General features: G+C 31.2%; 4 protein-coding genes. 1 reads left to right on the top strand and 3 read right to left on the bottom strand.

Annotated elements, in window-relative coordinates:
• Nucleotides 1–75 precede the first annotated feature (75 nt).
• Nucleotides 76–585: a DUF456 domain-containing protein gene (locus VKY47_RS08715; RefSeq protein WP_324312067.1), complete on the top strand. Its 510-nt coding sequence runs from the start codon at nt 76–78 to the stop codon at nt 583–585.
• Between the two features lie 253 nt (nt 586–838).
• Here VKY47_RS08715 and VKY47_RS08710 read toward each other — a convergent pair whose 3' ends face one another.
• From VKY47_RS08710 to VKY47_RS08700, 3 genes are all read right to left on the bottom strand, one after another.
• Nucleotides 839–1513 carry a response regulator gene (locus VKY47_RS08710; protein ID WP_324312065.1) on the bottom strand — a complete coding sequence of 225 codons (675 nt, stop codon included), beginning with the start codon at nt 1511–1513 and terminating at the stop codon, nt 839–841.
• A gap of 9 nt (nt 1514–1522) precedes the next feature.
• A complete protein-coding gene (locus tag VKY47_RS08705; RefSeq protein WP_324312063.1) occupies nt 1523–3571 on the bottom strand; it encodes a tetratricopeptide repeat-containing sensor histidine kinase in 2049 nt (682 codons plus the stop codon).
• 130 nt (nt 3572–3701) lie between these two features.
• Entirely contained in the window at nt 3702–3890 is a 189-nt protein-coding gene (locus VKY47_RS08700; protein WP_324312061.1) for a hypothetical protein, read from the bottom strand.
• Between the last annotated feature and the right edge of the window lie 38 nt (nt 3891–3928).

The following is a 3928-nucleotide window of genomic DNA, read 5'->3' as shown; positions in this document are numbered from 1 at the left end:
TTTAGTTTGAACTAATTTTATAGTTATATTTTTTGTAACAATCATTTAATACCTTCGTCTTATAAATAAAAATATATGGACATTTTATTATTCTTAGTGGGGTTTATATTTATGGTACTAGGTATTTTAGGCAGTTTTTTACCGGTGCTTCCTGGACCTCCATTAAGTTGGATAGGCCTTCTACTACTTTATTTAACCAATGCCGTACCTAATAACTGGTTATTCTTGGGTATTACTTTAGCCATTGCACTCATCGTTTTTGCCTTGGATTATATTATTCCAGCCCTGGGAACTAAAAAGTTTGGTGGCAGTAAATATGGCGTTGTTGGTACAACACTAGGATTGTTAGTAGCCATTATTTTTCCGGTTCTAGGAATCTTTGGCATTGTAATCTGGCCTTTTGTTGGTGCATTTATAGGAGAATTACTAAATAAATCAGATTCTAAAACAGCGGCAAAGGCGGCTTTTGGTTCGTTTCTCGGCTTTTTAACTGGCACTTTTATCAAGTTTCTTGTAGCCGTTATCTATTTTGGATTTTTTATTATGAAAGCTTGGGAATATAAAAGCAGCATCTTTAGTTTTTAAAAGAAGAAACCTCATGACTCATATAGAATATATAAAGTCACGAGGTTAGTGTAAATGCTATTATCAACTATTTTTTTTGAGGGATCAATTAATCAGTTGTTGATAGGTCAAATATAGAAGTAACAAATTGATTTTGTTTACGGTAAAACCACAAAAATTCTACGGTAAAACCGTAATATGTAGCAATAGCAAAGCTTTACAAGCTTTTTTTATTTCGAAAAAACTGAAAATTTAACAGTATTTGATATGGTATTTAGATAATACCTTTGTTTTTGGCCTTCTCTAGTAAAGATTCGTCGCTTCCATCTTCAATAAAAAACACCTCTTTCATATATTTTTTCCTTTTTTCTATGGCACTTAAGGATAGATCGATATGTTCCTTTAAATTTTTTGTTTTTATACCTTGAGATAATAAGTGAAGAATTTTTCTATTTACATCGTCCAAAACAATATTTGTAGAGACCGTTTTCCTAATCAAACTATTAACTGTACCACTGTAAAATGGCGGATTACTTAGTACTGCTTGAAAGGCATTTGCCAATTCTTTAGATGTTAAGTCGCTTTTAATTAAAAAGCCTTCGGGATTAATGGTTCTTACTATGTTATGAATTCTATAAGTTTCATTAAACATAGTAAGGATAATAATTTTAGCCTTGGGCATAATGGACCTGGCATACATAGCTAGATCTTCGCCTGTGTTAAACTTGCCATCACTAGAAGGCGGCAAACTTATATCCATAAAAAGCACATCGTAGGGATTGTTTTTTTCAACGCTGTTTTCCATGAATTTCACAGACTCGTCACAATTATTAGCTATATCTATTATTAAATTTTGATCGGCCTTTTTAGTTGCAATTAATGTGTTTTGATATCCTTCAATAATCATTGGATGATCGTCCGTCATTAATATACGAAGAGTTGTTTGCATTAATTTTTGCTAGTTATTGGGAACCTTTATAATTAATTTAGTGCCAGAATTAGCAGTGGAATAGATTTCTAGAGTACCATTAATTTCCTGGACTCTAGTGTTTATGTTCTTTAATCCAATACCTTTTCTAGCTTTGTTGAGATCGAAACCAGAACCATTATCTGAAATCGTTAAGCAAATTACATTATTTTTTTGTTTAAAGCTAATATTCACCTCTAAGGCATCGGCATGTTTATAAATATTTTGAAGTGCTTCCTGAATGATCCGGTAATAATGGATTTTTGTTTTGTTCGAAACAGTATCCCAATCAATATTATCGTCATTTTTTAAGTCATATTTTAGCTTGTAAACCTTAGTTTGAGTTTCAACTAAGGTTTTAATAATACTTATATAATTGGAACCAGAAACAAAATCTGTATTCAGTTCGTGGGATACTTGGCGCAAATCGGATTCAATTTCTTTTAAGTCTACCAAATACTTTTCTCTTGTTTCAATGGCTTTGGGTTGGACACTCATATTTAAACTATCTAAACTTAACCTAATGCCAAACAGACGACTCAATATACCATCATGGATTTCTTGCGAAACACGCTTCTTTTCAGCTACTCGAGCTTCATCAATTTTATCTTGTTGTGAAAGCATCAAATTATAAATTTCTTCGTTTGCTTCTTGTTGCTGTTGACTGAATTTTAACTCTTTATTTTTATTTCTTTGGGTAACGATAATATATAAAAGCAATAAGGTTAGTATTAACCCAATGGACAGAATTAATAACCAAAGTCTCTCTTTGGCTATTTGTTTGTTTCGTTCAACAATTTGATCTGTTTCAAATTCAATCCTGGCAAATCTATTTCTAATATTGCGCTCTTTATTTTGAAGGCTATCGCTTAATTTAACATACTCTATTAAGTAGGTTTTCGCCTTTGACTCATCCTCTATTTCCGTTTTTAACATGAGCGATTTTAAAATCACATCGTTTGTTTTGGTTTCTTTTGCAATATTATAGGCTCTATTTACAAAAAAAAGTGCCGAATCTTTATTCTCCAAATTATTATAAAACTCTGAAGCGTTTAAACTAACAGACATGATGCTGTAAGGATCCTGTAAACTATCACTCATTTGATAGGCTTCTAAAAACATATTTGCAATTTCTTCTGTTTTATACGCTTTGGATAAATATTTTATATAAGCATAATCCCCTAAAATAAGTGCGTAATTTCCTGGTGCCTCCAACAAAATTTCTTTGTTTTGGAATAAGTCTTCATAAATTTTTAGGGCTTTATCATATTCCTTCAATTCTTTATAAATTAACGCCATGTTACTATTGGAATACAAGGTGTACAAAGAACTATCTGGAAGCTGATCGCTATAAGTTAATGCTTTATGGTGATATTCTAGGGCTTTGTCATACGCTCCTAACTTATCTGAAGCAATAGCAATTAAATTATATAAGGCCCATAACTTATCTAGAGTAATATTTGTTTTTGGTAAATTTTGAAATAATCTAATGGACACCACGGCATTTTGTTCGCAACCAATATAATCTCTTTGACTAAATTGAATGGCTGACATAGATAACAGAGCATTTGCTTCTCTGCTTTCTTCTTTTAATGCTTTAAAAATTTTGTAAGTTGAATAATAATAGAAATAAGAACTATCCGTTTGAGCCTTTTGTTCATGATACCAGCCTAACACATTGGATATATTAGCAATGGCTGAGGAGTCTTTTACCTTATGGGCTAGTTTTAAATTTTCATGACTGATGTCAAATAATGAATCTACCGCAAGCTCTCTTAGATAAAGAGTAACAAGTAAGCGTTTACTTTTTAAAACCGTAGAATCTTGATGGATGGCTTCAGATAGTTTTATGGCATAGTGGACATACTGAAACCTTTTTTTAGCAGTTAAAGATTCCTGTGCCAAATTTCGATAAAAATAAATACTATCCAATTGCCTATTAAAAGCCGCATTTTGTGCTTTTATAGGCAGGAATAAAAAAGAAGTAACTATGAAAATTATTATTTTATACAATACGTGTTCCTTTTCAATGTCATCCAAATTTAAAATATTTTATAACATGAATGCAATGTATCCTTTATATTGCTTAAATAACAGTTGACATTATATAAAGCCAAGCACACCTTATTGATTTTATAAGGTGTGCTTGGTCAAATTTTATATGATATTTCTAACCGTTAGAAGGAACTCCTCCTCCTGGTCTTACATGTCTGTTCACTTCAAAACTATATTCAAAGTTCGTTTTTTTAGAAATAGTAGTTTCCTTAGAACTCTTGTTTACTTCGGTGTTGACTGGATTAACACCTGATACTGTTACACAAAAAAATGCTACTAATAATGTAATTGATAGGGATTTCATAAGTATGATATTTAGTTAAATAATTAATTCAAAATGCT

It is taken from the genome of Xanthomarina sp., assembly GCF_035306705.1.
GTDB lineage: Bacteria > Bacteroidota > Bacteroidia > Flavobacteriales > Flavobacteriaceae > Xanthomarina.
The sequence above is the reverse complement of the archived record's forward strand: the minus strand, read 5'-3'. Positions and strand labels throughout refer to the sequence as shown.

What these genes read in the sequence shown, in the direction of transcription:
- VKY47_RS08715 (WP_324312067.1), top strand. Translation starts at nt 76, where the DNA reads ATGGACATTTTATTATTCTTAGTGGGGTTTATATTTATGGTACTAGGT.
- VKY47_RS08710 (WP_324312065.1), bottom strand. Translation starts at nt 1,513, where the DNA reads ATGCAAACAACTCTTCGTATATTAATGACGGACGATCATCCAATGATT.
- VKY47_RS08700 (WP_324312061.1), bottom strand. Translation starts at nt 3,890, where the DNA reads ATGAAATCCCTATCAATTACATTATTAGTAGCATTTTTTTGTGTAACA.